Genomic DNA, 26,530 nt, shown 5'->3' on the forward strand with positions numbered 1-26,530 from the left:
TTGGCAGTAAGTATTGGCCAACAGTCGTTGTAACAGGCTAAAGTGACGACCGATTTTTAACGTGAGTAAAACGATGGCGCAACCCGAACTCGACAGCGGTTATTATCTGCAGCACTTTAATGAGTTGCTGCAGTTTGTCAGCCAGCACTACCAGCCGGTATTAACCCCTGACAGCCTTGCGTTTATCAGTGACTTTACTGCGCTTAGCGAAAATGGCCAGCAACTGCTGGTGCGCATGCTAAACCGCAAGGGCCTGGTATTTAGTGATGCCGATTTGCAATACCCTGAAATTGGCCCAACCGGGCCGGTGCTGGATGAGTTGGCTGCTGTAGGCTTTATCGCGCCGCTAACTACAGATGATTTAACTGATTTCTGGCTGCGGCTAACCAAAGACACCTTGTGGCAATTAGTGCAACTGGCTAAAAGCCAGTTTTCAGCGGCAGATTGGAAAGCGCAGGTGGCCGATTTAGCCATTAAAAAAAGCCAGACTAAACCGCTGTTACTGGGCGCGGCGTTAAAGCTGCAGGTTAACTGGCTGCAAATCATTCAAATACTGCCACAGCGTTATGTTGCGCTGAAACGTCAGGATGCGCTGAACTATTTGTACTTTTTATATTTCGGCCGCATCGAGGCCAATTTATCACTATTTACCCTGCGCGATTTAGGGATCCGGCAAAGCGGTCAGTTTAAACAGCAATTCCAACCACGCTTTACTGAGGCCAGCCAGGCAGAGCTGGCCTACCAACTGGCGAGTGCCAGACCGGCAATAACAGAGCTTGGTAAGCAATTAAAAAAACAGCCAGATACGGCACCAGCGTTGCTGGAGCAGTGGTTTAGCAAAGTAAGTGCCTGGCCCAACCATGAGGACGAGGCGCTGCAACTTAAGCGCAGCGAGCTGTGTTATCAGCTGGGCAAACTGGCTGAGCAGGCAAAGCTACCGGAACTTGCCATCAGCTTTTATCGGCTAAGCAATGGCTTTCCGGCCAGTGAGCGGCTGGTGAGACTGCTGGTGCAACAACAACAAACCGACCAGGCGCAAGTGCTGTTGCAGCAATTACTGGCCGATCCCAGCTGTGATGAAGAATGGCTGTTTGCGGATGATTTTTACCGGCGTAAGTTTAACCCTGATGGTGGCGGGCAGCGCAGCCGGCTGACTGAATTGCTGTACAATGCGCCACTGGTCGGTATTGATGAGCTCTATCTGGGCAAAGCCGAGCAGGGCTTAATGGCCCATTATGCCGCGCAAGGCTATAGGGTATTTCACTGCGAGAATAACCTGTGGTTGGCGCTATTTGGCCTGTGGTTCTGGCACGAGCTGTTTGAGCACGAGGACAGTGCGCTGCATAACCCGTTTGAGCGCCGGCCCCGCAACCTGAGCAGCGGCGGCTTTTATCAGCAGTTTAAAACCGATATAGAGCACAAGCTTAGCCAGCTGGCCGCACCCAATGCACCCAGTCAGTTACTGACAGCGCTAACCGCCCACTACGGCAAAGCCAACAGCTTGTTTTACTGGCACAGTGACTTAGCAGAGCAGCTATTACCGTTAATAACTTACTGTGGCTTCGCAAAAGATGGCACGAGTAGCTTGGTACCCATACTGCGCTCCATGGCGCAGGATTTTAAGCGCCAGCGCAGTGGTTACCCCGATTTACTGTTGATTAAAGATCAGCAGCTTCAGTTTATTGAAGTAAAAGCGCCCGGCGATAAAATACAGCGCCATCAGCTGGCCAGGCTTTTAGCCTTGCAACAGGCCGGTTTTAACGCCCGCATTGAAAAGCTGCAGTGGATTATCGACCCCAACCGTATTTATGTGGTGCTGGATGTCGAAACCACCGGCGGCAAAGCAGGCTCAGATCGGGTTATTGAAATAGGCGCAGTAAAAGTGCAGGCCGGTGAAGTGCTCGATACCTTCAGCACCTTAATTAACCCGCAGCGTTATATTCCGTCGTTTATTACCCGGCTAACCGGCATTAACAGCGCCATGGTAAGCGATGCGCCTACTTTTGCCGATATTGCACCTAAACTCAGTGAATTTTTGCAAGGTGCGGTATTTGTCGCCCACAATGTTAAATTCGATTATGGCTTTATCCGCGCCGAATTCACCCGGCTACAAATGCCTTTCGATATGCCGCAGCTTTGCACGGTAGTCAATATGCGCCGCTACTATCCGGGCCTGCAATCGTACAGTTTAGGCAAGCTATGCACCGAGTTCGACATCAACCTCACCAACCACCACCGCGCGCTGGATGATGCGACCGCCACGGTCGAATTACTTAAAATGATAAATGGCAGACGTTAAATTTGGCGCTGCTTATTTTTTCTTGCAATGATGCAAAATGATAACTAATATTCACTATTAATTAACAATTTATTTCAAGGATGAATAATGGCCATAGAAATATGCATTACCACCAATCCGGTTACCAGAGAGTTTATTCCTTGTCCGGCTGGTCATACCTTAGATGAAAAGTCTGTTGCGGCTGCACCTTTGCTGGCTGCAGGTACGCCTTATATCACCAAATCTGATAATGCGGTGGTTAATGATTCAGGTGCTTTACATTTTCTGGAAATGTTAAAGCAAATGCCTGCTACCGATCGCAGAAACATCGCCCGGCTCAATAAAGATTTTGGCACCGAAGTGGTAGATGCCCTGGCCGAGTTTTATCAGTTGCAGTTAAAGCCCGCTTTGCAATCGGTAAATAGTTTTACTCAAAATACCGCAATACCCTATGTGAAAAAGGAAATACCGGGATTCGCTGGTGCAGCTGCTACGGCACTCGACTCACGTTTGAAAAACTTTGCTTCATATATCAAAGATTATCAGCAGGCGTTGGAACAATACCGTGCGGCCTACATCAATAAAGTAAAAGCAGCAGAAAAACGAGCATTGGCAAAAAAGGTTGCGGCGGCTCAGGCAGAGGTGAACAGGCATTTTCAGGGTGAGATTAAGCGTATTATGGCCACTAATGATGCCAAAACCGGCAATCGGGGTACGGTGTGGAGTAATCCGGAACGAGCTATGGGTTTAGCGCGTGGTAGTAAAACCGATGCAGCGATAAAACTGCAAAGCTACCATAACGTAAAGCGCGTTCAGCAATTTCAGCGTGTTGCCAATATTGCGGGCAAGGGGCTTGTTGTTCTTGATGCCGGGCTGCGAGTAAATAAAGTTCAGGATACGTATAATCAAGGCGGCAATTGGCAAAAAGAACTGGCCAGAGAAATGACGGGCTTCGGACTTGGTGTGATTGCAGGATCTATTGTTGGTGGTCAGCTAACCACAACCTTAACGTTAATTCTTATCGCCACGCCGTATGGCTGGGTGATAGCTATTGGTGCTGGATTGATAGCAGGTTTAATATCAGCAAAATTTGTTGACGAAATTGGTAAAGACATTAGTGATGTTTTATGGCATTCCAGCACGGCGATAGGGCTTAAGTGATGCCCAGTGAGTTATTTAGTAATTTACTGCTAGTTGTCATTGTTCTGATATTTAATTTTTTAGCTGCAACCATGTGGTTTGCACGTGTTTCAGTAAAACACATTGATAGACAGCTCGCATTATCAGGTGTTGGTAAGCCGGTATGGGATGGTATTGGTATCAGAATCAGTATTTATGCGCTTGCGATCCTCTCAGAATGGTTTGCCAAAACGCCTTTAATAGCAGGCGCTGAGGTAAGAGCAATTGCCCGCAGGAAAGATTATTACCTTGCACTGTGGTTTGAATTGTCTTTCTTACTCTTTCTTGTTGCAGTATTTGGGATCTACCCATTTATAAGTGATTAATTTTAGATTGATTTTGAATTCAAACAACATTGCGCTTGTCTACGATGCTTTGACTTTTATTGCAATGATTTCAGTTATTAGTACCCTGATTTCCATGTGGTGCTTTATCAGGGTTACAGTGAAATATTTTGATAAAGAAACGGCGCGTATGGGCAGAGACTGGGCTACGGCAGACTGGAGGGGCTCGCGAATTAGCACCTATGCGCTTGCAATTATTTGGCAAAGAGCGTCTATTTCTTATGGGATCCGCCATGAAGACGGCAGCGCATTAGCCAGACGAAGGGATTATGTGCTGGCAGTATGGATGCAAATATCACTACTGGTTTGTATGATTGCAGGGATAATTTTTTATAAGTATTAGGGTCAGATCTAAATAAAGTATTGAGGTCAGCTCATAATTAAGCCGCGGGACTCACAAGACAGGGCTAAGGTATTGCAGTGGCAGCTATAATTATGATCTGACTCCAATAGCTTAACCCCAATAGCAAGGCTATTAGGGGTTGGCTAACGTGTTACCACTTACTTTTTTGGCATTAATTCAAGCAAGGCATGTACGCTTGCTTCAACACCTGATTTTATAGAGGGTTCGGGTGAAATTTTAAATTGCGGGCTATGGTGGCTTGGGACCGGTGCGCCGCCTGCTTTTTCTCGTGCAAAGTCTTCACTTGGCGTGCCACCTACTGAGAAATACACACTGGGAATATACGGCTCTGTGGTAAAGAAACCAAAATCTTCAGCGCCCATACCCGATTCTGCCGGTGGAATTAACGCGTCCTCTCCCATTTTTTTAACGATAACCCCTTTTAAGCGTTGGGCTAAATTTTTATCGTTAAAGGTTGGTGGGTAAGCTTCAGGGCTCACTATAACTTCGGGCATTTTGTCGTCACTTAAGCCCGCTGTTTTTGCAGTACCTATGGCCACACGTTTTATTGCTGATAACAATTGCTCCCTAACCTGTGGGTTTAAACTTCTTACCGTTAATTGCAAATGGGCGCGTTCAGAAATAATGTTGTGTTTGGTGCCTGAATGAAAAGAGCCAACGGTAATAACCCCTGCATCTCGTGGCGCGAGTTCCCGGCTTATAATCGTTTGCAAATTGGTGACGATTTGAGCGCCAATAACAATGGGATCCTTACCCTGGTGCGGATAAGCGCCATGCGCACCCACGCCATGTACGATAATATCTACAGAATCAGACCCGGCGTAGGGTGAACCTTCATCGATAGTAATTTTACCCGCAACTGAGTCAGCATCGACATGAAAAGCCAGCGCATAGTCGGGCTGGCCAAATTTCTGCCAAATGCCATCAGCCATCATGGCCGACGCACCCGGGCCTTTTTCTTCAGCAGGTTGTCCGATTAACATTAGGGTGCCAGACCATTGATCTTTAATGTTAGCCATATACCTTGCGGTTCCCACCAAACTGGTGATGTGCACGTCGTGACCACACGCATGCATTACGCCAACTTCATTGCCATCCCAATCAGTCATTACGATTTGAGACGCGTTTTTTAAGCCAGATAATTCTTTTACCGGTAAACCATCCATATCGGCGCGAAGCATAACCATTGGTCCGGGACCATTTTTCAATATTGCCACAATACCTGTGCCGCCAATGCCCTCGGTCACGGTAAAGCCAGCCGCGCGGATTTCTTTCGCCAGACGTTTTGCCGTATTGTGTTCCATTAAAGACAATTCAGGATTGCGATGAAAATGATCCCACAATGCAGCGAGATGCGCGTTATAGTCTTTGTCTATGCTGTTTGAAATTTCTGAAGTAGTAGCCGCGCTAAGCCCAATGCTTAACGTGCTAAGTAAGATAAGTGTGCAAATTTTTTTCATGGCAAGGTGTCTTTTGAAAGGTTTCAGATAACAAACATACGCTCATATTCGATGAAAGTCTCTTCTGATTGACTCATCAGAACACTTCCTTTGCCCGATTACTCTTCACAAATAAAGCTTAAAAAGATCAGTCTGCTTGCAGCTGCTGCTGTACCTCAATAAAGGTTTTACTTAACAGTGTGTCGTAAGCCGCCAATAGTTGCTGTTCGCGGTAGGTGAAGGTTTGCAGTACGCCTGCCAGATTAGCTGAATTAGCGATAATGGCAGAGGTTCCGCCGCTGTAGAGTTCGCTGTATATGATCTGGCCAACACTTTTCGCTTGCTCCTGATAATTTTCCTGCTGAGCATAAACGCGGGATAACACCAGCACCGACTCGTAAGACATATTGCTAAGCGTCCCAATTTCGGCTGCCGAACTCCAGGCGGTGCGATGAACCTGCGCCGGCGAAATAAAACCGCGGCTAAAATCACGAAGACTTAGTTGAGCCGGCGTATCTGCTACCTGAACAATTCTGTCAACTAAACCGCGATGGTATTCCAGCGCCGTTGCAACCGCTTGTCGGTTTGCGCCAAGCTCCCGCACTATTTCTGTCAACGCAGTATTTGCCTCAGCGGCTTCAGCACGGTTTTGCCGCCATTCATTGGCCGCCAGCGCTAATACCACGCCCAATACCACAACAAGCACTTACCGAAGTGTAAAACGTGCGTTATTATAGGGTAAATAAGCTGCTTTTAAGCAAAAGTAGTTACCATTAAAATGATAGCTTCACTAGCTTGGCAAATATAAACCCTAGCCGGCTAACAACAGTGGTACTGTCGGTATGCTTCTTGTCAGACATGGATTGGAACAGGCAAAAATTATGAAAAAACTAATAATAATACTTCCGGTTGTAAGTGCGCTCTGGTTTTTAACTACCATTATTTTAGCTGGTGCTTATGAGCCTGATTATCAGCACATGTCGCAATATATCAGTGAGCTTGGTGCTACTGGTGCAGCAAATGGACAATGGGTCAATTTGGGCGGATTTATACCGGCAAGTGTGTTACTGGTATTCTTTGTGGTTATGGCAATATCTCATTCATCCGGGCAGAAGAAACAGCTCCTTGGGCTGATGGGAATTGCAGTATATGCTGTAACCCTCGGCATTGCTGCGCTGTACCCATGTGATTCCGGATGTCGGCCACAGAACCCCAGTGTTTCTCAACTTATTCACAACTTGTCTGCTATGTCAGGCTATCTAAGCGCGGTAGCGGCAGTTTTTCTTTTAGCGTCATACGTTAAGCAACACGGCAGTAAAATACTCAGTATTGTCGGTTATATTTTTGGTGCTGTAGCCTCCATCATGTTCTTTTTGCTTAACCCTGAATTTCCATTGCTAGGGCTAGCGCAAAGAGTATTTGAGTTATCCATATACCTATGGATACTTCTGTATTCATTGCATTTAAACGCAGAAATTCGAAACCGCAATAACCGTGGGGACACCTCAAACATAATGTAAGTGCCACCCTTGCTTTAGACGTCCAGACATGTAGATTGACATGATTTAAAGGCTATGCTTTGATAAAGCCTATTTCTTTCGGAGGATCTGCAATGAAACGCGAAACCATAGCACTGCACCATGGTTACCAGCCTGATAATCAGCACTCGGTGGCGGTGCCTATTCACCAAACCAGTTCGTTTAGCTTTGATAGTGCTCAGCATGCTGCTGATTTGTTTGACTTAAAAGTAACCGGCAATATCTATTCACGAATTATGAACCCCACTTGTGAAGTACTGGAGCAGCGCATCGCTGCTCTGGAGGGGGGCATTGGCGCTCTGGCCGTGGCCTCTGGCATGGCAGCTATTACCTATGCCATTCAAACTATTGCAGAAACCGGCGACAATATTATTTCAATTAACGAGCTTTATGGCGGCACCTACAATTTATTTGCGCACACGTTTCCTCGTCAGGGTATTGAGGTCCGCTTTGCTGATAAAGATGATTTCAATGCCATCGAGCAGTTAATTGATGAGCGCACCAAGGCCGTTTACTGTGAAAGTATTGGCAACCCCTCAGGCAGTATTGTCGATATTGAAAAACTGGCCGCGCTGGCACACCGCCACGGTTTACCACTGATTGTTGATAACACAGTTGCAACGCCATTTTTATGGCGGCCTATTGAGCAGGGCGCCGATATCGTGGTCCATTCGGCTACCAAATACATCGGTGGCCATGGCACCACCATTGGTGGCCTGATCGTTGATTCCGGCAAATTTCCCTGGGCTAAACATGCTAAACGTTTCCCGCTGCTAAACGAGCCGGATGTTTCTTATCATGGAGTCAGTTACACCCGGGATGTGGGTGATGCCGCTTTTATTGCCCGCGCCAGGGTAGTGCCCCTTCGTAATATGGGGGCGGCGTTAAGTGCTCAGGCAGCGTGGAACCTATTGCAAGGCCTGGAAACACTGGCTCTGCGGATTGAACGTATTAACCAGAACACGCTGGCCGTGGCGAACTGGCTTGAGCAGCAACCACAAGTTGGCTGGGTAAAATATGCCGGTTTATCAAAGCATAAAGACCATGCGTTAGCACAAAAATACATGCAAGGGCAGGCATCGGGTATTCTTAGTTTTGGGATTGTCGGTGGTCGTGAAGCCGCGGCCCGATTTTATGATGCGTTGCGGTTGATCCTGCGCCTGGTCAACATTGGTGATGCCAAAAGTTGCTCTGCTATCCCCGCGGCTACAACCCATCGCCAGCTGAACGAGACAGAATTAGCGGCGGCAGGTGTCTCGGCTGACATGGTACGTTTATCCATTGGTATTGAACATATTGATGACTTGCTGGCGGATATCGAGCAAGCGCTGATTGCCGCCTCTGTCTGACGGCGTCAGTTTTCAGCGATGCTTTACGCCATGCGCTGATTTTCAACTTACTTTGCATAAGAGACGCATTTAGCAATGTCTTGTTTTTTCCTAAGCAAGACATTGCTATTACAGGGGAGTTATCTGTATCAGGAGATCTCAGGATGAAGCATACACAAATAAATTTTGCAGAGAAATTGGCTCTTTTTTCGGAGTTGTGGACACCAAAAGTTATCGCGCAGATGAACGACTATCAATTTAAGCTGGTGAAACTAAAAGGTGATTTCGTCTGGCATGATCATAAAGACACGGATGAAACCTTTATTGTACTGAAAGGAAGCCTGCGCATTGATTTTAGAGATGGTTTTGTCAATATTGGTGCAGGCGAAATGTACGTCGTTCCCAAAGGCGTCGAGCACAAGCCCTATGCAGAACAACAAGCAGAAGTCCTTCTGATCGAGCCCAGGGGTGTCATAAATACAGGGGACGGTGACGTCAGTGAACACACAGCTAGCAATGACATCTGGATTTGATCAGCCAACTATAAAGTATTCAGGGGAAGCTCAACATTATTCGTGCCTGAACGTCCAGGCAAACTTTGATTAATGCCAGACGCCGGCTGAGCTAATGCAAGAAAGGGTGTCAACAATGCTAAGATCGACGACAAATGGGTTGTGTTCAATTGCAATACCGCAGTAGCTGACAAAAATACAGAAACAGGAGGGGTTGTGGACCCGGAGTTTTGGCAACAAAAGTGGCAAAAAAGAGAAATTGCGTTTCATCAGGCTGCGGCTAACCCTCTGCTGGTAAGCTGGTTCAGTCAGTTACCCATCGCGCCTGGCGAGCGGGTGTTGCTGCCCCTTTGCGGCAAGAGTCTCGATATCCACTGGCTATTAGCGCAGGGGTATCAAGTTGTCGGCGCCGAGTTAAGTGAAATGGCAGTACAAGAGCTATTTGCTGAGTTGGGACTAACGCCGATTGTCAGCAATGTCGGCAAGTTGCAGCATTATCATGCTGCTGAGCTTGAGGTGTTTGTCGGCGATATGTTTCAGCTATCACAAGCTACCTTAGGCCCGGTTGCTGCAATATACGACCGCGCTGCGCTGGTGGCGCTGCCGGCTGAGATGCGTCAACGCTATGCAAAGCATCTGGTCGAAATAAGCCAGAGCGCGCCGCAACTGGTCATTTGCTTTGAATATGATCAGGCGCTACTGGCCGGGCCGCCGTTCTCGGTTAATGGCGAAGAAATGGATAATCTCTATAGCCATGCCTATCATCTTAACCGCCTGGCAGAACTCGAGGTGCCGGGTGGCTTAAAGAAAAAGTGCCAGGCTACCGAGCTTGCCTGGCTTTTAAGCCAACGATAAGGTTTTCGGCAACTAATCACAGGCAAAAGCTGGCAGTTTATCTAAGCTGGCCCGGTGTAGCCACAGGCATCAGGCTTAGCTTAACCAGAGTAACCACCTCACCTGCCGTTACCAAACCATCGACTTGAACGGCCGGAAAAGGCTGCAGCATGCTCAGGGCAGGCCCATGCAGTTAGCATAGAAACTAACGCTGGCTGGCCAATCTGAGAACACGCCGATTACCCCGACGTCTTGTGCCATTACGTGTAGCACTTCCAGCATATCGCCGTCATTGTTAATAACCGGATTGACAGTTTGATAATACCAGCCGCCGCCATTGGCTAACGGGCCAGATCGCTCAAAAGACCAGGCAATAATATCCAGCCCGGCATTTCTGGCATTGCGGGCATAAGCCGATGGCACTATATTGCCATTTGCATCCAGTTCCAGCAGGGCCCACATTGGTGGAGCAACAATTGTAAAACCTTCTGCTGCATAACCTTGCAGCTCTGATGCTGACGGCAGATCAAAAGGCGTATTGGCGTCATCCAGATAAACTGCCTGGCGAGCGAAAGCCGGCTCATTGGCCAGCCAGTAACGAATGTCTGCAATATCAAACGACTGCGGCCAGACATCTTTGGCTTTGATGCCGGCAGCACGATATTCATCAATAAGCTGCTGGGCATAGTCAGCCTGACTGTACGTGCCCTGATAAGGCATTGGCACCTCGGCTGCTTTTAACTCCGGGGTAAATTTTACGCCCAGCTGTTTAAATAACGCTATGCTTTCGGCGTGCGTCAGCAGGGTGCCTGTGGTGGCATAAAGATCAGTGCGCCAGGCTGGCGTGCCCTGCATATATTCGGCAACTGTGGTGGCCTCTGGATTAAAGGCATCCATTTTGCCCTTTAGCATTTTAAATTCTGCTAGCGTTAAGTCGCTGGTACAGCATCTGGCTCTTGCTGGTGTGCCAGTGGCAGGGTCTGCCGGGGTAAACGGTTCGCTGCATTTTGCTGCCAGCTCGGGTATTGCCAGAATATTCGTCGTGGTGTGCAAGTCGCATTGTGAATGGCGGCACACCAGCTCTTTATCCTGGGTAAAGGTGACATCACATTCCATGATACCGGCGCCCATGCTGGCAGCGGCTTCATAAGATTCCCGGGTATGCTCCGGAAATTGTAATGGTGCGCCGCGATGGCCAATTGAAAACTGGGTTTTTTTTAACTTGCGGCCGGTATTGCAGCTTTGTAAGCGCTGCTTCAGCGGGCTGGCATCCATATTATCAACCAGGTAAGCGGGGCGCGGCCCGAGCTGCACAGCATACTTGTCGGGTACTTTAAGATAAGGACGACTGATATTTTTCTGACTATCGGTTTGGCGGAGGGCGTTGTCAGCAGCATTGCCGAAGGCCAAAACCGGGCTAAGCAACATGGCCAGATGCAGGCTGGATATGCCAAGACCGCGCAAGATCTTTAAGTTAAGCATAAAATTTTCCTTGGTAGTTAGTTTAACAATAGCAGCATTAAAGAGCGCATTTAACAGCCGATTCACTGCACGGCAGTGTTACCCTAGCGAATTAATGTGAATTAAAAGCGCAACTTTAATGACGATAATGTGATCTTCAGATCTGTGCCGGCAGGTATGGATCTTTGTTTTTACAGTTCAGTATGCGGTAGGCTTAAACCCTGTATGCTTGAACATTGCGAATGGCGGCACCGAGCAACTGCTGCTCTTCTGATATCTGACATCGGGTGGTAAAGAGTGAATGACCCAGAGTGAACGCGGTTTTGGAGGCTGGACATGGTTTGTGCTGTGGCGCACCGTGCTGGGGATGCTGCTGTTGTTACTGATCCTGCTGCTGACGCTGCGGTTTGTAGCGCCGCCCACCTCCTCTTTTATGCTGCAAAGCCCTTATCCGGTGCGCCAGCAGTGGGTAAGGATTGATTCGCTGCCGGCACATGTCGCGCTGGCGATGGTGGCCTCTGAAGATCAGCGTTTTCCGGCGCATTTTGGGGTCGATTTTAGTGCTATCAGTGATGCCCTGGCGCAGTCAGAACAGCGCGGCGGTTTGCGTGGTGCCAGCACCATCAGCCAGCAAACGGCAAAAAATCTGCTGTTGTGGCCCGGCCGCAGCCTGGTTCGCAAAGGCCTGGAAGCCGGATTGGCGCTGAGTCTGGAAGTGATTTGGGGTAAAAAGCGGATCCTGGAAGTGTATTTAAATATCGCAGAGTTTGGCAAAGGTATTTATGGCGTGGAAGCGGCGAGCCAGTACTACTTTAATAAACCGGCCAGCAAGCTAACCAGAAATGAAGCGGCACGGCTGGCCGTGCTGCTGCCGGGGCCGCGCAGCCGTGATGCCCGTCAGTTAACCCCGTATCTGCAGCAGCGGGTAGCCTGGGTTGAACGGCAAATGCAACAACTTGGCGCCGGTTATCTGGGGCCCATCCTAAAATAATAGGATCAAGCAGATACGGCCTGGATAAACAGGCCGCAAGACAAAGCTTAAGTTTTCGCTTAAACAAGTTCAGGCTGTTTGCACAACATCAGTTAATGCGGCGCGTTTATCCAGCGCTCCCGACCAACGGGTCAGCAGCAGTGCCAGCACCACAATTACCGCACCAATCCACGCGGTGTCGGTCAGACTCATGTTATCTACCACGACGCCACCGATTACAGCACCTATCGCAATGCCGACGTTAAAAGCGGCGATATTCAGGCCTGAGGCGACATCTACGGCATCGGGCGTATATTTTTCTGCCAGTTGCACAACATACACCTGCAGGCCAGGCACATTGCCAAAAGCAAAGGCGCCCCATATCAGCACGGTAAGTACCGCAGTAATAGCGTTACCAGCGCTAAAGCTAAATACAAACAGTACCAGTGCCAGCGCGGCAAAGATAATTTGTAGGGCTTTTACCGGACCGAGTTTGTCGGCCAGCTTACCACCCCAGATATTGCCTGCGGCCACAGATACGCCGTACACCAGCATAATAAGCCCGATAGCGCCAGAGGCAAAGCCGCTTACCTGCTCCAGAATAGGTGCCAGATAAGTAAAGGCGACAAAGGTACCGCCATAGCCCACCGCTGTCATGGCGTATACCAACAGTAAGCGGGGTTGGGTCAGTACTTTAAGTTGTTTGCTTAGCCTGGCCGGAGCGGCTTGTTTAAGTTTGGCCGGTAACAACAGGGCACTACCAATCAAAGCAAGCAGCCCCAGTATGGCGACAACTAAAAAGGTCGCCCGCCAGCCAAAGAGCTGGCCAATCCAGGTGCCCAGTGGCACACCGGTAACCAATGCGACGGTTAAACCGCTGAACATCAATGCGATAGCGCTGGCTTCTTTATCTTTACTGACCAGGCTGGTGGCAATAGTTGAACCAACCGAGAAAAATACGCCGTGGGCTAAGCCGGTAATGATGCGGGCAATAATCAGCGATTCATACCCTGGTGCCAGCCAGGCCAGCAGGTTACCGCCAATAAACAACGCCATTAAACTCAGCAGCAAGGCTTTGCGCGGCCAGCGGCCGGTAAGTGCCGTCAGTACCGGCGCACCTATGGCAACCCCCAGCGCATATAAGCTGACCAACAAGCCGGCCGAAGGTAAAGACACGCCCAGATCCTGAGCGATAGTGGGTACCAGGCCGACAATAACAAATTCGGTGGTACCAATGGCAAAAGCGCTTAATGTCAGCGCCCACAGTGCAAGTGGCATAAGTTTAACTCCGTGATATTGATTTGCACTGAATTATGCCGCCTGCTACTGTTGTGAAAAATGCTATAAATCACAATTAACTTTATCAATTATGACAATAATATCAAAAACAGAAGAGCTGGAGATTCTGCTGGCGGTGGCCGACAGCGGTGGTTTCTCGGCAGCAGCAACAGCACTGAATATCCAGGTGGCTAAAGCATCGCGGGCTATTCAACGTCTGGAAACTGAGCTGCAGTGCAATTTATTTAACCGTACGACCCGGCGGGTAACGCTGACAGACGAAGGCGCCTTATTTGTGCAGCGTATCCGTTCCGGGCTGGACAGTATCAGCAGTGCAGAAGAGCAGTTGCGGCTGGCCAGAGGCATGCCATCCGGTCGTTTACGTATCGACGCTGCCACGCCTTTTATTTTGAATCAGTTGGTGCCGCTGATGGCAGAATTCAGTCAGGACTATCCGCTGATTGTCCCCGAGTTGATTGGCAGCGAGAATATAATCGATTTAATTGAAAAAAGAACCGATGTTGCTATCCGCATTGGCCGGCTGAGCGATTCTAATCTGCATGCAAAACTGCTGGGGCGCAGCACGCTGCGTATGGTCGCAAGCTCAGCCTACCTGGCGCGCAGCGGCATACCAAACAATGTGGCCGATCTTAGCAAGCAGCGCTGGCTGGCATTTACGCCACCTACCACACTGAACAGCTGGGCCCTTGTCGGCGGTGAAGTATTTAGTATTCCTGCAGGGACTGCGATGTATTCCAGCAGCGGCGAAGTATTAAAGCAGTTATGCCTGGCCGGCAACGGTATAGCGCTGTTGTCTGATTTTATGATCCACAATGAACTGCAAAGCGGCAGCCTGGTTGAAGTATTGCCGGGTAGTGTATTGTCGCCCAACGACAGAGAGCTGGTGCAGGCAGTGTATTATCGCAACACCACCCTATCGAGCCGGATTTCCGCTTTTACCGGCTTTTTGCAGCAGCGGCTGACCTTGTAAGCGGCTTATTTCAGCTGACACCGCGCCAGCAACAAGGTAGTCGTTTCGTCAATAATATACGCCTGTTACGCCGGGGTTTGCTTTTGAGGCCAAACAAAATTGTCATGTTGAGCGGTCATAATTTTCAGGGGCAGATCCCCGTGTTAATAACCTTAACTTAGAGGTTGTTCCAGCCTCCAGTGTGTCTTTCTGCTTGTCGCACCATTATTACTTACTATACTTTTTGATTTAAACGTAAGGATGCAAAATGGTGATTAAAATGTTAAAAATATTGCTATTGATATGCTGTTGCCATTTATCTGCAGCAACTAAACCTGAACTGTTACTGGCTGAAGTTTATCAGGAAAATATCGATGTGCAGCAGTACTGGGTCAGCGAAAAGCTGGATGGGGTGCGGGCCTTCTGGGATGGCGAACAGCTGATTAGTCGTGGCGGTAATGTTATTGCGGCGCCAGCCTGGTTTGTCGCCGGTTTCCCTAAGCAAAAATTAGACGGTGAATTATGGCTGGGCCGCAATAAGTTTGCTGATACCTTAAGTATTGTCAGTAAAACTAAGCCGGTGGATAGCGAATGGCAGCAAATCCGTTATTACATTTTTGAGCTGCCGCAAGCTGACGGCAGTTTCACTGAGCGTATCCGCGCGATGCACAGCCTGGTGCAGCAGCAATACAGCAGCCCTTATTTGCAGGTGGTGCCGCAGTTTCGGATTGCTGATAACGCGCAATTGCGGGCTAAACTGACAGAGCTGGAAAACGCCGGTGCGGAAGGGTTAATGCTGCATCATCAGGATGCCTTATACAAAACCGGTAGAAGTAGCGATTTGTTGAAGCTGAAGACCTATCAGGATACTGAAGCAGAAGTTATTGGCTACCGGCCAGGCAAGGGCAAATACCGGGGTATGGCGGGCGCGCTAATTGTTAAAACGCCGGAGGGTAAAACCTTTGCCATTGGCAGCGGCCTAACCGACGCTATGCGCCAGACCCCGCCAGAAATTGGTACTGTGGTAACGTACCGCTATAACGGTCTGACTAAAAACGGCTTGCCGCGTTTTGCCCGGTTTTTGCGGGTGCAGCAGGCATTTTAATTAAACCGGCGGGAGCCAGTTAAGGGTGTCGGTAAATGAATGACAAATTTCAATATCGCCATCAGCAATCGCGCGTTGCAGCTGTGTTGCGTCAACATCCGCGGCGTCCAGCGGCAGAGCACTTTGGTAGTGTTGTACGCCAACCCAGCCATTTCGCCCGGAGTATTTTGCTGCATACAGACAGAGATCGGCAAGGCGAAGCAGTGCAGGCCAGGGCCTGGTGGTTGCACCTTCTGGAAACGGGTAGCAAGCGTATCCCACTGAACAGCTAACATTTAGCGAGTGCTGCTTATCAACTTCAAAAGGGGCGCTGTGCACTGATTCGACAAACCGCCCGGCAAGTTGACTGGCATCTTCACGTTCAATAAACCGGGCGACTGCGACAAATTCCTCACCCCCCCAGCGCACCAGATAGTCTGTTTGGCGAAATACCTGCTGCATTCTGTGTTTTAGCTGCTTTAAAATTAAATCACCGATAGAGTGACCGTAGGTATCGTTCAGGGCTTTAAAGTTATCAAGATCGATCATAAACACAACCAGATCGGCCCCTTTTGGCCTGGCCGTTTTGCCTGCCTGCCAGTCCTGTTGCATGCGTCGGCAGTGTTCCAGATCGCTTTCAATATGATCCTCTAAAAAACGCCGGTTATGCAGGCCGGTAAGTTTGTCGGTAAGGCTGATGGTTTCCAGTTGCTGATAGGCCAGGCTTAACTCATTATTTTTTTGATGCAGCTCGGCTGTCCTGGCCGCAACCTGTTGGCTAAGACGCTGATTAAGCCGTTTTTGAATTAGCCGACGATACAGCGACAGCAGCAGGATAAACGCGGCCGCCAGACCCAGGATCCAAAAATTACGGGACCATCTGTGTTGCTCCAGCAAAGCCTGCTGCAAAATTTGCTGTTGTTGTAACCGATCAATTTGCTGTTGCTGGCGGATAAATTCGGTCTGGGCCTGAATTGAAGCAATAGCAGACACTCGTTTATTATTAAAAATATCGTCTTCCAGTTTGTTTTGCTGCATTAGGGCTGCCAGCGCCTCACGGGGCCGGTCTTGCTGCAGCAGCACGTTCACCCGCATTTGCCAAAGTTGTGCTTCATCTGCCCGCTCCAGATTCTGACGGGCAAGGTTAACACCGGCGTCAATGTAAGTAAGAGCGGTGTCGTACTCGCTCATGGTGATGGCGAGCTCGGTGGCAAGTTTGTAGGCATCGACCAGCAAACTGTTGTAGTTGTGCACGGTGGCGCGGCTAATAACACCAGTAATAAGTGTTACGGCTTGCGGGAAATTACCCTGATGCATGGCAAGTTTGGCCTGATTGGTGCGGGCCCAGTCTGCATCGCGTGGTGCACTAATTTGTTCAAACAGGCTTAAGGCCTGCTGCAAATGATCTGCGGCCTGCTGATAGTCACCCGATTCGCTATAAAGGTAACCCAGTTTATTATGACTATAAGCGATATCGCGCAGATTACCGTTCGCTTTATCCAGTTCCAGTGCTTGTTGAAAATAGCTCAAGGCTTGGCTTGTATCGCCCAGCACCCGGTGCAAGTCGCCGAGATTGAAAATAGCACTGGCAATCCCGCTTTTATTGCCGGTTTGATAATGTAAGGTGAGTGACTGCTGATGGGCTTGCAATGCCTGCTCATACTGGCCCATTTTTTCCAACGTGGTGCCAATGCTGTTGTAACCAGAGGCAATGGCCGAAGGGTCGTTCAGCTGCTGATAAAGTTGCATGGCCTGATACAGGTATTCCAGTGCTTTTTGATAATCACTCTGATAGCGGAATGTCTGACCAAGTTGTCGCAATGCATTGGCCAGTGACAATGTCGCTGCCGCACTTTTATACTGACTGACAGCCTGCTCCAGATACTCTCTGGCCTGCGGGTAATTGTTGCGCTCCATTGCATTACGGCCCAGCTGATAATAGACATTGCCCAATTCTTTCTGGTCAGCTTGTGCAATTGCGGCGCTTAGATACTGCTGCGCAAGCTGATCTGCGCTATCCATCTCCCCTTGTTGACGGGCCTCTGCTACTGCCTGACGCAGAGAGTTTAACTCGGACGGGGCGGCTGCTACGGAAGGGCAGCTAACCCACATTACCAGTAGCAGCAGGTAGCGCAGACGCCGCACGCTACACTTTTCTTTAACAGTGACAGAGGTACACGTCATATCAGAGCGCTTTTGCCTGTAATTGCAGTTTGCTGAGCAGGGCAGGCAGTTGCTCCATTGCCACGGCGGGTGACCAGTAGTACCCCTGGCCCTCTTTGCAACCCAGAGCCAGCAGCTTTTCCATTACTGCGGCATGTTCAATACCTTCTGCTATGGTAGTTAAACCAAGACTGCCCGCCATCTGAATAATAGCCTGAACCAGAGGTGCATTTGCTTGCCACTGGGCATCAGTTGAAACAAACGAGCGGTCAATTTTTAAGGTACTGGCGTTAAAACGCTGCAGATAACTCAGGTTAGAGTAACCCGTACCAAAATCGTCAATGGCAATGGTCACCCCCAATTGGCTTAAAGCATTAAGTTGCTGCAGAATATGATCGGTATTATCAACCAGCAAGGATTCAGTTAGCTCCAGCTCTAAGGCTTGTGCCGGTAGTGCTGCCCGCTGCAGTGCTTGCCGGACAATGCCTGGCAGCTGACCATCTTTAAATTGTACAACCGACAGATTCACCGCAACACGTAAATGTGCAAAGCCCTGCTGACGAAGTTGCGCAATGTGCTGGCAGGCTTGATCAATGACCCAGCTACCTAATTCATTAATTAAACCGCTGTTCTCGGCCAGTGGAATAAATTGATCCGGACCTATCATGCTGCCATCGGGCTGAGGCCAGCGCAACAGTGCTTCCACTGCGGTAATGCGACCACTGTTTAACGCAACCTGCGGCTGGTAATACAATCTGAACTGCTGCTCAAGTAATCCCAGGCGCAACATTTGCAGTAGTTTAAATTTGTCGTCATTGGCTTTATCCAGACTATCATCAAAATAGTAATAAGTATTACGACCCTCTTCTTTTGCCCGGTACATAGCTATGTCAGCTTTGCGGCACAGTTGTTTAAAATCAGTGCCATCTGCCGGAGCACAGGCAATGCCAATTGAGGCCGATACGCTAACCTGGGTTTGCAAGATGGTAAATGCTGCGGTAATTTGGCTGATTAAGCGATCAGCGAGTTGTTCCAGCTGCTGACTATCGGCGACATGGGGCGCCAGCACCAGAAACTCGTCTCCGCCAAAGCGGATCAGTGCCTGATCTTTGGTCAGAATTGCCCGCAGGCGTTGTGCAAGTTGTTTTAACAGGTCGTCGCCGGCGGCGTGGCCTAACGCATCATTTACCGGTTTAAAATTATCCAAATCAATGAACAGCAGAGCGAGCTGCTGTTGTTGCTGCAGACAGGCGGCTAATGATTGCTGAAACAGCGTTTCACCATACGACCGGTTGGCTAAATTGGTCAGTGAGTCATGATTGGCCAGATGCTGAATTTTTGCCTGGCTTTGTTCCACCTTGCTATTCTCGAGTTGTAGCGACCACATCAGACGTTTGATATCACGTACCAGAATGTAAATGCAGAAACCGGTAACAATAAAAATAACCAGAATAAACACCAGGTGGGGCCAGCTTAAACTGGGGATATTAGGGGTGATATAACCTTGCAGGGTCAGCCAGGTTAGCAGAATACATTGGGCAATAACAAACAGCAGCACCGAGATAAACAGGCCGATACTGCCCAGGATCGCAGCAAAAACTAACAGCCCCGGATAGCCCAGAATAGCCAAGTCAAATAAGCCAGCGCCGGTCATGGCAAATGCAGAGAGCATCGCACTCATTGACCAGAGTAGAATATAGGCCGCCGTTTGGAGTTTTTGCCTGAACGCAAACACGAACGCCAGCAACAGCGCAGCCACACCGGCAGCAAAAATAATAAAAGTAATACCGTTAGCAACGGCTAATGCTGCTATTAAGCCAAGCGCGGTAATCGCACAGATTTGCATTAGCCTGCGACGACGCACCTGATTGAAACTAACATTCTGTTCGAAAATCTGCTGCATCGGTTCCGGTGAGTTCTGAGTTAAAGAAGAACATGGCACTAGAGTAACCATACCAGATAATTCACAGAAGCTTGTAAGGTTTTAATGATCAAATATTGGCCGGCCGATTAACATGGCCAGAAAGCTAAAGTTAGTGGCAAAAAAGTTACCATTTACTGCCTGTAACTTACTTGATTAGCTGGCGCCGGGGTGAGCTTGAGGTTATTCTTCTACCCGCCAAATTTTGGAGCGCTATTTAATGCCGAGCCCTGTGTCGCAGCATTCTGCGATTCTGCCATTAATGCACCGCCGTGCAACGCAGTCGCTTATTATGCTGACTGCCATTATCATCTTGTGGCCCGATCCAACACATATCGCTGAATCTGAATCGGCTGGGGCGATGCCTGGCCTGTTCGCTTTAGGGTGGCAACTGGCCCGGCAATTGCCGCTGCTTCAGCAAGGGCAGCATGCCAGGCAATCACAGAGTTCACTGCCGTCAACACCGCCGCCATCCCCTGACGTTAAGCTATCCCGGCGCTATGCTATTGAGGCCGGCGACAGCTTAAGCCGGATATTTTCACGCCAGGGTTTCAGCCAGCAGCAAATGCAGCAGATAATGGCTGCTGATCAATCACTGTTAGCGCTGGATGTACTGCGACCAGGTAATAATCTGACCTTTCAGCTGGATGATAATCAGCAACTACAGGCGATGGAGCTGTTTATCCATGCCGGTAACCGGGTGCTGTATCAGCGTGAAGCCGATGGCGAATTCAGTTATCAGGAGTTGCTTGACCAGGGTGAGTGGCAGAGCAGCACCCTGACAGGCACAATAGCCGGCAGTTTTTATCAGTCGGCGAAACAGGCCGGTTTAAGCGATGCCGACATTGCCACCGTGCATCAGTTGTTCCGGGATCGGCTTAATTTCTCGCGCGACATTCAGGCGGGCGCCCGCTTTCAGGTAGTGCGCAGCGACAACTTTGTTGGCGACACCGCAACCGGCCTGAGCCGGATTGAAGGGGTACGGCTGTTTAACCGTCGCCAGCAGCTCAGTGCTTTTTTGCATGACAATGGCCAGTTTTATGACGCCAATGGTGAAAGCCTGCAGCGGGCATTTATGCGGGTGCCGTTAGCCCGTAACTATCGGATAAGTGATGATTTTAATCCACGCCGACTGCACCCGGTAACCGGCCGGGTGCAGCCGCACAACGGCACTGATTTTGCGACGCCAACCGGCACACCGGTACTGGCGGCAGCCGAGGGTAAGGTTGTCCGGGTAGAGAACCACCCCTACGCCGGTCGCTATATCGAAATTCAGCATTATGGCCAGTATAAAACCCGCTATCTGCATCTGCATAAAAGCCTGGTTCGCCCCGGCCAGCAGGTAGAACGAGGCCAGCGGATTGGCTTATCCGGGGCCAGCGGCCGGGTAACCGGGGCCCATTTGCATTATGAATTACATGTCAACAACCGGCCGGTAAACCCGATGAATGCGCAAATACCGCTGGCAGAGCCGATCCCGGCTGACAGCCGCGATGCTTTTTTACAGCGGGTGGCGTTTATGATTAAACAAATGGAAGAAGAGACGATGCTGGTGCAGCAGCAATAGCCCCGTGCCGCTGCTGCGGCACGGGGTTAGAGCAGGGTTAGCAGATTCAGGCTTTCTCCGGCCCTACTTGATGGTTGAGACTGGCCTCAGCGTCTTGTTGTGGGCTGGCCAGGCTGGCTTGATCCGGTGTTACCGGCATTGCACGTGATTGCTGATTAATCTGATATATCTGTTCAGTGTTCGATAAATCCTGCGCATTTTTAACGTTAGCAATGGTTTCACGCTCAGATAAAAAGCTTTGAATATCGTCAATTATCGCCTGCATTTCCTGCGGATTGTCCTGCATTTCCAGAATATGCCGCGGATGCTCGACATTTTTGGCGCCGCTGTCAGCAAAGGTGCTGCTCATAATGCGCGAACTGATGATCCACGGGGTTAACGAGGAGCGCATGACATAATTTTCCGATGAGGTAGAGTCATAAATGCCTTTACCTGTGGTCAGTTTACTTTGGGTATAAGTGCCTTCGCATTTTAGATATACCAGCAGCGAGTCAAAATTCAGTTCTGCCCAGAAGGTGTGGCTGTAATTTTCCAGCAGGCGGCCAAAGCTGTGGCAAATAAGCCAGCTGAAAATCAGGCTTAAGATAAACTGACTTTCATTAAACAGATTAACTACAAAGCTCTGGGATGCGGCATCACCAGGACTCGCCAGCGCAGCAAATTCGCGCACCAGGGTCAGTACAGTTTGTACCTCAAAAAGCAGATAAAACAAAATAAAAGGGCCAATCAAAAGCAGCAACTGGCCTGTGATCGTCGCCCAAATGCGTAGGTGTTTAAATAAAGCGGTATGTTCCAGCGGCGCATAAGCAGGCTGGGTTTCTATCATTACTTCACCATTAAAATCACCTTTGCTTTCCGATTGCTCGTTCAGGTTAGGGGTCAGTTCACGATATACACGGTTAGGAATTTCCATGTAACGGCGGTTTGCCATAACAATATTATCGATATTGACGAACAACTCACGGGGGTGAATGTTTTCCTGCCAGTTAGCACGATACTCAGATACTTTTGTCTGCGCCTGCACTTTGGCAGTGCGCTGTTTTAACAGCAGAAAAATAAAAGCACCACTAATCGCGCCAAAAACCAGCACCAGCAATAATTGTGGTATCACGGCAAAGCTTTGCAGTTCAGAGGTTTGTAATTCACTGACAAAATTTTGTACTTCGCGCTGTTGCAACAGGAAATTTATCGCTAAACCCAGTAGTACCGGTGCCAGGATAGCAAAGGCCATAATTTTGGCCAGTTTCAGCTTGCCCTGGGTTTCAATGGTTTTTTCCGCCTTGCGGTATACGGTACTAGCGCTGCGCCAGCTTAAAATTAAGTACACCACCAGCACAAAAGAGAAAAAAGGCAAAAGGATATCGCCGGTTTCACCGGCAAGCCCGGTTAAACACACGAATGCTGTCAATGCATAGGCTAACAGCGCAACGGCAGTAGCAATTAACGCCCCAGCGAAACGTTGCGCCAGATTACGAAGCGGGTAAGGCAGAAAAATCAGCTTGGGTACCAGAGTATGTACCATGCGGGAAATAAAGCCTTCTGGCTCAACAAAGGTTTTGTTCTTGCGGCCCATCAGCATTTCTTCAAGATCAATACTTTTATAATGGGGCTGTTCCAGTTTTGCCGTTTCCCGCTCAGACTTGCTAAAGTTTGGTGCCAGCGAGGTGGGTACGCTGCGACCGACAAAAAATCGCATCATCTGGGCAATACCACTACCCAGTGCTTTTAATCCGCCTGCCAGCAATAAAAACCCGACACCTGCATATATCCATGCCAGCGTTTTATCGTGTTGAACCAGACTAACGACTTGTAACAGCGGGTAAATGCCGAGCAAGCTAACTATTAAACCGCGTACGGCGCGCAGCAGGCCTTCTGCTTTAAATGGGTTACGGATCCCTAAGGACTCACTACCATAATCATATGCCATGATTACATCCTTTTTATATTCAAATCGTTGGAATTGAAGTTATCTTGCCTGAGTCTCCAGTTTTTGCAATTATTTGCTGGTCTCTCTACTGATTTTTATAGCATTAGCAGGCGTTAGGCCTTACTGGTCAGGGCATTAAAGGCTGCGCTGGCAATTTTGGTTTAAATAAAAATGCTTTAATTTTCGAAAACGGGGTTAATACCAGGACGTTGCCCAGCAGCACCAGCGCAAAGCCACTAAAGGTGTAGCTACTCCAGACAAAGTCTTCAAACAGGGTGCTAAGCACTACCGCCACCAGCGGAAACAGTACGATGGTGTAGCTGGCTTTTTCCGGGCCCATGCCTTTTAACAAGGCAAAATATGTGGCAAACGCAATAACCGAACCAAACACCGCTAAGTACAGCAACGAAATAATAAAAGCCGGCGAGGTGCTGAACGTAAAAGGCGTACCGCTAATTAACACCAGCGCTGTCAGGCCAACGGCACCATACAGCATACCCCAGGCATTGACCTGAGTAATAGGTAAGCCGGCACGGGAGTTACGGACGCTGGCCATATTGCCCAATGATGCACTAAGCGCACTGCCCAGCACCAGCACCAGGCCAATTAAACTGGCATTGGTGAAATCCAGGCCATCTAAATCGGGGTAAAACAGCACCACAATGCCGGCAATGCCCATCAGGGCGCCAAAATAAATACGTTTTGCAACCGGCTTACCAAAAAACAGCCGGGTATTAATGATGTTCATCAGTAACATAGTGGTAAAAGCGATGGCGGTCATGGCAGAGGTTAAATACTGCTGCGCCTGATAAATCAAAATATAGTTTAAGGCAAAATTAAACAGGGCCAGCAGGGCAATAAAACCATGATCTTTGGCACTGAAGCGCATCGGCAGGCGGCGCCACCAGCAAAACAGCCACATCAGTAGCGCCGATAACACAAAGCGGTAAGTTAACGACACTTCCACTGCCACTTCACCCAGCTGAAACTCGATGGCGAACCAGGTCGATCCCCAGATAAGAACGGTAACAAGGTATAGCAGGGCATTTTTCATAGCAAGGAGGCGCAGACAACAATAAAGGCGGCGATCATAGCGCCTTGGCAGGCGTTAAAACAGTAGCGGGGCAGAATATTTATTTTGCCCCGGTAGCGCGGTTAGTTATTGCGGGGAAAAGCTAGCAATGTCATGTCGGCCACCTGGCGTAACTGCTCAACTGTGGCACCATTGTTGGCCTGAATGGCCATGCCTTGCAGTACAGTACCAAGATAGCGAGCCAGCACTTGCGTATCGGTGGCTGCCGGTAAGTCGCCGTCCAGCACGGCCAATTCAAACCGCTGGCGTAACTTTTGCTCGCTTTCTACCCGGCGGTTCAGCAGAGCTTCTTTAACGGCTGCGGCTGCTTCACTGCATGACAGGGCGCCTTGCACTACAACACAACCTTGCGGGTGACTTTGATCCGCCATATTCGTTGCGGCGCCATACAACATATGCTCCGCTACCTGATAAGCGGTAGGTTTTTCCAGTGCAGGCAAAAAGAACGAGCAAGGCCGGCTTTCATAAAATTCTATTGCTTTTAAAAACAACTGCTCTTTATTGCCAAAAGCAGCATATAAACTGGGTTTGTTAATACCCATGGCTTCGGTTAAATCGGTTAACGATGTCCCGTCATAGCCTTTGCGCCAGAATACTTCCAACGCACTTTCCAGTGCTTTGTCCATATCAAAAGCACGAGGCCGGCCAATGGTCGGAGAGCAACTTACTGCTGTCATTGTTCAGCTCCTGCATTAAAACTGCCTATAGAGTAAACAGCAAAATAGCCGATGTCCAGCAAGGGCAATATCGTCTGTAGTACCTTTGTCATGTTATGGCAGTACCATAATTTTGTCTTTCCCATTCGCATCAGACAGCTGACTAGCGGTTTGTGTTCAATATTTACCATTCAACACGGCTTATAACCGAATAATCTACTCTATAAACATATTTATTTACCGTGCGGTACATAAATCGATTGACAGTTTTCTGTCATCCTATATATTTACCGGGCGGTACAGAATGCAAGTCTAGCACTAAAATAAAGCGACAGCACGGAGAATTGGGTTATGAGCACCAAAAACACGATAAGCGTTTTTCTATTGGCAAGTGCAGCAGCGTTAGCACTGGCGGCGTGTGGCAATCCACAAGCTGCCGATCAGACGCAGGTTGCAGCAGCACCACAAGTCAGCGTGGCGCAGGTGGTAAATGAACGCGTGACCGAGTGGGACCAGTTCACCGGCCGCTTGCAGGCGCCGCAAACCGTTAATCTGGTGCCGCGCGTATCTGGCTATCTTGAGCAGGTGCATTTTAACGAAGGTGCCCTGGTCAACAAAGGTGACTTACTGGTGCAAATTGACCCCAGACCTTTTGCGGCTGAGGTAGCAAGGTTAAAAGCAGAACTGCAAAGTGTGGAAAGTGCCGCCATTTTGGCTGACGCCGAGTATGGCCGTGCCGAGAAGCTAAGTGCCCAGCGCGCTATTTCTGCCGAGCTATTGGACAGCCGGCAGGCCCGCAAGCAACAAACCGCTGCGGCGGTGGCCTCGGTGCGGGCAGCATTACAGCGGGCCGAGCTGGATTTAAGCTACACCAGTATCCGCGCGCCGATTAGTGGCCGGGTATCTTATGCCCTGATAACAGCAGGCAATTATGTTAACGCTGGCCAGAGCCAGTTAACCAGCCTGGTATCGACTGACAAAATGTATGCCTACTTTGATGTAGACGAGCAAAGCTATCTGAAATACGCCCGCCTGAGCGACGAGGGCAAGCGTGCTGATACCCGTGAGGCCAGCGCCAACCCGGTGTCTATGGCACTGGCGAACGAGCAACATTATTCCCACCATGGCCAGATTGATTTTGTTGATAATCAGCTGAATAGCCAGACCGGTACCATCCGGATCCGTGCCAGTTTCAGCAATCCTGACAACAGCCTGCTGCCCGGCTTGTTCGCCCGGATCAGGCTGGCCGGCAGTGCCAGCTACGACGGCATTTTAATAGACGAAAAGGCCATTGGCACCGATTTGAATAACAAGTTTGTGCTGGTGGTAAACAGCAATAACCAGCTGGAATACCGCGCGATAACCCTGGGTGAAAAAGTAAACGGTCTGCGCATCGTTACTGACGGCCTGACCGCAAGCGACAAAATTGTGGTTAACGGCCTGCAGCGGGTGATGCCCAATATGCAAATTGAACCCAAATTAGTACCGATGGCCAGCAATGAGCAACTTGCCGACCTTCGTCAGCAACAACAGCTGCTGGACCAGGTAAACACCGCGCTTACCGCTCAGGCTGCCAATGCACCCACAGTAATCACCGGCAAAGCGCCGGGTCGCGGTTAAGGAA

The 26,530-nt window shown here is 49.4% G+C and carries 21 protein-coding genes and 1 pseudogene; 13 read left to right on the plus strand and 9 right to left on the minus strand.

Annotated features, from left to right (window positions below; all coding sequences use genetic code 11):
- Window positions 1-73 precede the first annotated feature (73 nt).
- From B2Q61_RS09925 to B2Q61_RS09940, 4 genes are all read left to right on the plus strand, one after another.
- The gene (locus tag B2Q61_RS09925; protein ID WP_290619661.1) at window positions 74-2,299 is read left to right on the plus strand and encodes an exonuclease domain-containing protein; all 2,226 of its coding nucleotides are present in this window, start codon (window positions 74-76) and stop codon (window positions 2,297-2,299) included.
- Window positions 2,300-2,386: 87 nt separating this feature from the next.
- On the plus strand, window positions 2,387-3,439 hold the full coding sequence (locus B2Q61_RS09930) for a hypothetical protein (RefSeq protein ID WP_290619663.1): 1,053 nt from the start codon (window positions 2,387-2,389) through the stop codon (window positions 3,437-3,439).
- The gene (locus B2Q61_RS09935) at window positions 3,439-3,783 is read left to right on the plus strand and encodes a hypothetical protein (protein ID WP_290619665.1); all 345 of its coding nucleotides are present in this window, start codon (window positions 3,439-3,441) and stop codon (window positions 3,781-3,783) included. Before B2Q61_RS09930 ends, B2Q61_RS09935 begins: the two co-directional genes overlap by 1 nt.
- 13 nt (window positions 3,784-3,796) lie before the next feature.
- Complete coding sequence (locus B2Q61_RS09940; protein ID WP_290619667.1) at window positions 3,797-4,144, plus strand: hypothetical protein; 348 nt, start codon at window positions 3,797-3,799, stop codon at window positions 4,142-4,144.
- Between the two features lie 158 nt (window positions 4,145-4,302).
- Here the strand turns inward: B2Q61_RS09940 and B2Q61_RS09945 are convergent, their stop codons facing one another.
- Both B2Q61_RS09945 and B2Q61_RS09950 read right to left on the minus strand, forming a co-directional pair.
- The gene (locus B2Q61_RS09945; RefSeq protein ID WP_290619669.1) at window positions 4,303-5,625 is read right to left on the minus strand and encodes an amidohydrolase; all 1,323 of its coding nucleotides are present in this window, start codon (window positions 5,623-5,625) and stop codon (window positions 4,303-4,305) included.
- A gap of 127 nt (window positions 5,626-5,752) precedes the next feature.
- On the minus strand, window positions 5,753-6,289 hold the full coding sequence (locus B2Q61_RS09950; protein WP_290619671.1) for a hypothetical protein: 537 nt from the start codon (window positions 6,287-6,289) through the stop codon (window positions 5,753-5,755).
- A 196-nt stretch (window positions 6,290-6,485) separates the two neighbouring features.
- On the opposite strand from B2Q61_RS09950, the gene B2Q61_RS09955 reads away from it, so the two are divergent.
- The 4 genes from B2Q61_RS09955 to tmpT all read left to right on the plus strand — a co-directional run bounded on the left by B2Q61_RS09955 (window position 6,486) and on the right by tmpT (window position 9,837).
- Window positions 6,486-7,124 carry a DUF998 domain-containing protein gene (locus tag B2Q61_RS09955; RefSeq protein ID WP_290619673.1) on the plus strand — a complete coding sequence of 213 codons (639 nt, stop codon included), beginning with the start codon at window positions 6,486-6,488 and terminating at the stop codon, window positions 7,122-7,124.
- Window positions 7,125-7,216: 92 nt separating this feature from the next.
- Window positions 7,217-8,491, plus strand: a complete 1,275-nt coding sequence (locus B2Q61_RS09960; RefSeq protein WP_290619675.1) for an O-acetylhomoserine aminocarboxypropyltransferase/cysteine synthase family protein — start codon at window positions 7,217-7,219, stop codon at window positions 8,489-8,491.
- A gap of 143 nt (window positions 8,492-8,634) precedes the next feature.
- On the plus strand, window positions 8,635-9,003 hold the full coding sequence (locus B2Q61_RS09965; RefSeq protein ID WP_290619677.1) for a cupin domain-containing protein: 369 nt from the start codon (window positions 8,635-8,637) through the stop codon (window positions 9,001-9,003).
- 195 nt (window positions 9,004-9,198) lie between these two features.
- The gene (gene tmpT / locus B2Q61_RS09970) at window positions 9,199-9,837 is read left to right on the plus strand and encodes a thiopurine S-methyltransferase (protein WP_290619679.1); all 639 of its coding nucleotides are present in this window, start codon (window positions 9,199-9,201) and stop codon (window positions 9,835-9,837) included.
- A 153-nt stretch (window positions 9,838-9,990) separates the two neighbouring features.
- On the opposite strand, the gene B2Q61_RS09975 is transcribed toward tmpT, so the two are convergent.
- A complete protein-coding gene (locus B2Q61_RS09975; RefSeq protein ID WP_290619681.1) occupies window positions 9,991-11,298 on the minus strand; it encodes a glycerophosphodiester phosphodiesterase family protein in 1,308 nt (435 codons plus the stop codon).
- Window positions 11,299-11,578: 280 nt separating this feature from the next.
- Between B2Q61_RS09975 and mtgA the strand changes: the two genes are divergently transcribed.
- Window positions 11,579-12,268, plus strand: a complete 690-nt coding sequence (gene mtgA, locus B2Q61_RS09980; RefSeq protein ID WP_290619683.1) for a monofunctional biosynthetic peptidoglycan transglycosylase — start codon at window positions 11,579-11,581, stop codon at window positions 12,266-12,268.
- A 69-nt stretch (window positions 12,269-12,337) separates the two neighbouring features.
- Here the strand turns inward: mtgA and B2Q61_RS09985 are convergent, their stop codons facing one another.
- Window positions 12,338-13,525, minus strand: coding sequence for an MFS transporter (locus B2Q61_RS09985; protein WP_290619685.1), 1,188 nt, complete (start codon window positions 13,523-13,525; stop codon window positions 12,338-12,340).
- A gap of 91 nt (window positions 13,526-13,616) precedes the next feature.
- Between B2Q61_RS09985 and B2Q61_RS09990 the strand changes: the two genes are divergently transcribed.
- Window positions 13,617-14,516, plus strand: a complete 900-nt coding sequence (locus B2Q61_RS09990) for a LysR family transcriptional regulator (RefSeq protein ID WP_290619687.1) — start codon at window positions 13,617-13,619, stop codon at window positions 14,514-14,516.
- A gap of 247 nt (window positions 14,517-14,763) precedes the next feature.
- Window positions 14,764-15,600 carry a DNA ligase gene (locus B2Q61_RS09995; protein WP_290619689.1) on the plus strand — a complete coding sequence of 279 codons (837 nt, stop codon included), beginning with the start codon at window positions 14,764-14,766 and terminating at the stop codon, window positions 15,598-15,600.
- Here B2Q61_RS09995 and B2Q61_RS10000 read toward each other — a convergent pair whose 3' ends face one another.
- Both B2Q61_RS10000 and B2Q61_RS10005 read right to left on the minus strand, forming a co-directional pair.
- Window positions 15,601-17,763, minus strand: a complete 2,163-nt coding sequence (locus tag B2Q61_RS10000) for a tetratricopeptide repeat-containing diguanylate cyclase (protein WP_290619690.1) — start codon at window positions 17,761-17,763, stop codon at window positions 15,601-15,603.
- A gap of 1 nt (window position 17,764) precedes the next feature.
- Window positions 17,765-19,645: a putative bifunctional diguanylate cyclase/phosphodiesterase gene (locus tag B2Q61_RS10005; RefSeq protein ID WP_290619691.1), complete on the minus strand. Its 1,881-nt coding sequence runs from the start codon at window positions 19,643-19,645 to the stop codon at window positions 17,765-17,767.
- A 520-nt stretch (window positions 19,646-20,165) separates the two neighbouring features.
- Here B2Q61_RS10005 and B2Q61_RS10010 point away from each other — a divergent pair.
- Window positions 20,166-21,230, plus strand: a pseudogene (locus B2Q61_RS10010) (peptidoglycan DD-metalloendopeptidase family protein); the annotation flags it as partial.
- A gap of 46 nt (window positions 21,231-21,276) precedes the next feature.
- On the opposite strand, the gene B2Q61_RS10015 reads toward B2Q61_RS10010, so the two are convergent.
- The 3 genes from B2Q61_RS10015 to B2Q61_RS10025 form a co-directional block, all read right to left on the minus strand.
- Complete coding sequence (locus tag B2Q61_RS10015) at window positions 21,277-23,157, minus strand: hypothetical protein (RefSeq protein ID WP_290619693.1); 1,881 nt, start codon at window positions 23,155-23,157, stop codon at window positions 21,277-21,279.
- Between the two features lie 127 nt (window positions 23,158-23,284).
- Window positions 23,285-24,211: a DMT family transporter gene (locus B2Q61_RS10020; protein WP_290619694.1), complete on the minus strand. Its 927-nt coding sequence runs from the start codon at window positions 24,209-24,211 to the stop codon at window positions 23,285-23,287.
- A 101-nt stretch (window positions 24,212-24,312) separates the two neighbouring features.
- Complete coding sequence (locus B2Q61_RS10025) at window positions 24,313-24,927, minus strand: TetR/AcrR family transcriptional regulator (protein WP_290619695.1); 615 nt, start codon at window positions 24,925-24,927, stop codon at window positions 24,313-24,315.
- Between the two features lie 330 nt (window positions 24,928-25,257).
- Here B2Q61_RS10025 and B2Q61_RS10030 point away from each other — a divergent pair, with 330 nt between their 5' ends.
- Window positions 25,258-26,526: an efflux RND transporter periplasmic adaptor subunit gene (locus tag B2Q61_RS10030; protein WP_290619696.1), complete on the plus strand. Its 1,269-nt coding sequence runs from the start codon at window positions 25,258-25,260 to the stop codon at window positions 26,524-26,526.
- Window positions 26,527-26,530: the final 4 nt, after the last annotated feature.

Origin of the sequence: Arsukibacterium sp. UBA5043 (genome assembly GCA_002415085.1) — a bacterium.
Classification (GTDB): Bacteria; Pseudomonadota; Gammaproteobacteria; order Enterobacterales; family Alteromonadaceae; genus Alishewanella.